Here is a 3,172-nt window from a genome sequence, read left to right as displayed (position 1 = left end):
GTGTCCGGGGGGTGCTCTCGGTGGTCGAGTGTCCAGGGGGGTGCTCTCGGTGGTCGAGTGCCCGCGAGGGACGAGCGGGTGTATCGAGACCGCCGGCACAGTGGTCGGGTCTCGATACGCTCGCTGGCGCTCGCTACTCGACCAGCGAGGGGGTGCTGTCGGTGGTCGAGTGTCCGGGGGTGCTCTCGGTGGTCGAGTGCCCAGGGAGGTTGCACTCGGTGGTCGAGTGCCCGCGAGGGACGAGCGGGTGTATCGAGACCGCTGGCACGTGATCGGGTCTCGATACGCTCGCTGGCGCTCGCTACTCGACCAGCGAGGAGGCGCTCGCTACTCGACCAGCGAGGAGGCGCTCGCTACTCGACCAGCGAGGAGGCGCTCGCTACTCGACCAGCGAGGAGGCGCTCGCTACTCGACCAACGAGGGGCGCTCGCTACTCGACCACCGGGAGGGCGTTCGCTAGTCCACCGGGGAGGAGGTGCGCAGGGTGACCCGGTAGCGCACGAAGCTGGGCACCGCGATTGCCGCCACCACGGTCAGCACGACCACGAGCACACCGCCGCCGGTCGCGGCGACCGCCGTGCCGACGACGGCGGCGGTGGCGCCGTGGGTGACGTCGGCGATCCGCGGGCCACCGGCCACGACGACGATGAAGACGCCCTGGAGGCGCCCGCGGACGGCGTCGGTCGCCACCGTCAGCAGCATGGCGTTGCGGAACGCCGAGCTGGCCATGTCGGCGGCGCCGCCGACGACCAGCATGACCAGCGCGACCACGAGCATCGCGCGCGGCGACACCTCGGCGAACCCGACGGCGAGCCCGAACATGGCCATCGCGAGCCCCCAGACGATGATCGCCACGACGACGGCCCGGCCGTGGGCCGAGACCCGGGAGACCCAGCCGGAGAAGATCCCGCCGATCACCGCACCGGCGGGGATCGCGGCGAAGAGCAGCGCGAAGGCGAGCCCGCCCTCCTCCGGCCCGGCGAAGCTCTCGTGCGCGATCTCGGGGAAGAGCGCCCGCGGCATCCCGAACACCATCGCGATGATGTCGACGACGAACGACATCAGCAGCACCGGCTGCCCGCGCAGGTAGCCCAGCCCCTCCACGATCGACCGCAGGCCGGGCACGCCGGCGACGGCGCCCTCGACGGGCAGGGGCGGCAGCCGCACCACCGCCGACAGCGTGGCGAAGAGGGTGAGGGTGTCGATGAAGTACAGCCACTCGAACCCGAGCACCGGGATCAGCGCGCCGGCGACCAGTGGGCCGCCGATCGCTCCGGCCTGGAAGATGGTGGTGTTCAGCGAGTTGGCCGCCGGCAGCAGATCGTTGCTGACCAGCTTGGGCAGCACGGCGCTGCGGGTGGGCTGGTTGACCGCGAAGAACGCCTGCTGCACCGAGAAGAGGCACAGCAGCAGCCAGACGTTGTCCATCCCCACGGCCGCCTGCACCCAGAACAGGCCGCTGGTGACGATGAGGCCCACCGTGGTGACCACCAGCAACGTCCGGCGGTCGAAGACGTCGGCCAGCGCGCCGCCGTACAGGCCGAAGACGACGAGCGGCACGAGGCCGAAGACGCCGGTGAGCCCGACGTACGCCGAGGAGCCGGTGTCGGCGTAGATCTGCGCGGGCACCGCCACGACGGTCAGCTGGGCGCCGATGACGGTGATGATGTTGGCGAGCCAGAGCCGGCGGAAGTGCGGCTCCTTCAGCGGACGGGTGTCGGCGACGAGGCCACGCAGCTGCACGCGAGGACGATACGTGGCGGTGCCGCCGGCTCATCCGGACAGGCTGGACCTCGCGAGGGACAGGGCGCGCTGCGCGGCGGGGACGGCGAGGTCACGGTCGGCGGGCACCAGGTCGACGCGGGTGCGCCATCCGGCGGTACGTCCGCCGTCGTGTGGGCGCCTAGCATGAAGCCTGTGGGCGTCTCGATGACCGCCACCCTCGAGCCGGGGCTGCGCGGGCCCGAGGCGGAGGCGCTGCCGGCCGGGCGCGGGCTGACGCTGGGCCACCATTCGCAGTCTTTCGAGCACGCCTCCGTCGGCGGCTTCGCGGCGACCCGCTCGTCGGGCCAGTCCTCGGCGGGCTACGGCCGCTTCGACGCGATGGTGGTGGGGCTGATCGAGGCGACCCCGGCGGGCCGCCTCGACATGGGCACCGCCCGGGCCGGCGCCGTGGGCCCCGCGGTGGCGGCGGTGGTGAGCGGCCTGGGCGGCACCCCGCTGGGTGAGGAGCCGGGCCGGGCCTCTGTGGGCGTCCAGGTGCTTCGGGCCGGCAAGGACTCCCTCGACCCCACGGGCGTGCTGAACCCCGGGGTGCTGGTCCCGTGAACCGCTTCTTCACCCTCCTGGTGAACCCGGCCGCCGGCGGCGGTGCCGCCCCCGAGGCGGTCGTGCCCGTGGCCCAGCTGCTCCGCGACGCCGGCGCCGAGGTGGAGGTGACCTACTCGCCGGGGCCGCACGCGATGCGGTCGCTGGCCACCGAGGCCGTGAGGCGCGGTGACGTCGTCGTGTCGGTCGGCGGCGACGGCATGCTCTCCTCGCTGGCCGGCGTGGTCGGCGAGCTCGGCGGGACGCTGGGCATCGTGCCGGCCGGCCGGGGCAACGACTTCGCCCGGATGCTCGGGCTGCCGGGCACGCCGTCCGGTCTCGCGGACGTGCTGCTCACCGGGGCTCCGCGCACCGTCGACCTCCTGTGCGCCGGCGACCGGCTGATCGCCGGCTCCGTCTACGCCGGTGTCGACGCGCGGGCGGCGGCGATCGTGGACCGGGCCACGTGGGTGCCGCGGGCGCTGCAGTACCCGCTCGCCGCCGTGCGGGCGCTCGCGACGTACACGCCGGCCCGCTACCGCCTCGACCTCGACGGCGCGGTCCGCGAGCTCGTGGCCGCGACCGTCGTGGTGGCCAACTCTGCCTACTACGGCAAGGGCATGCGGATCGCCCCGGACGCCAACGTCGACGACGGCCTGCTCGACGTCGTCGTCATCGAGGCCGCCTCCCGGGTGGCCCTGGTGCGCGCCCTCCCCAGCGTGTACGACGGCTCGCACGTCCTGCGGCCGGAGGTGACCGTGCTCCGGGGTCGCCGGGTCGAGGTCTCCGCTGCCGGACGAGACCCCGTGCCGGTCGGCGCCGACGGCGAGCCGCTCGGTGCGCTGCCGGCCCTGGGAGAGGGGGC

Annotated in this window: 3 protein-coding genes; 2 read left to right on the top strand and 1 reads right to left on the bottom strand. The window is 73.8% G+C overall.

Features of this window, described 5'->3' with window-relative positions:
- Window positions 1-456: 456 nt before the first annotated feature.
- The gene (locus QZX64_RS00500) at window positions 457-1,743 is read right to left on the bottom strand and encodes an MFS transporter (RefSeq protein ID WP_295656070.1); all 1,287 of its coding nucleotides are present in this window, start codon (window positions 1,741-1,743) and stop codon (window positions 457-459) included.
- A gap of 165 nt (window positions 1,744-1,908) precedes the next feature.
- Here QZX64_RS00500 and QZX64_RS00495 point away from each other — a divergent pair, with 165 nt between their 5' ends.
- Entirely contained in the window at window positions 1,909-2,328 is a 420-nt protein-coding gene (locus QZX64_RS00495; protein WP_295656068.1) for an FAD-binding protein, read from the top strand.
- Window positions 2,325-3,172 (top strand): diacylglycerol kinase family protein (locus QZX64_RS00490; protein ID WP_295656067.1); only part of this gene is annotated, 848 nt, incomplete at its 3' end. The genes QZX64_RS00495 and QZX64_RS00490, both read left to right, overlap by 4 nt.

Origin of the sequence: uncultured Nocardioides sp. (assembly GCF_902805925.1) — a bacterium.
Classification (GTDB): Bacteria; Actinomycetota; Actinomycetes; order Propionibacteriales; family Nocardioidaceae; genus Nocardioides.
Note: the sequence above shows the minus strand (reverse complement) of the source record. Positions and strands in the feature narration are given on the sequence as shown.

Bases quoted from the DNA above. Each gene is read 5' to 3' on its own strand.
- QZX64_RS00495 (WP_295656068.1), top strand. From the start codon at position 1,909: ATGAAGCCTGTGGGCGTCTCGATGACCGCCACCCTCGAGCCGGGGCTG.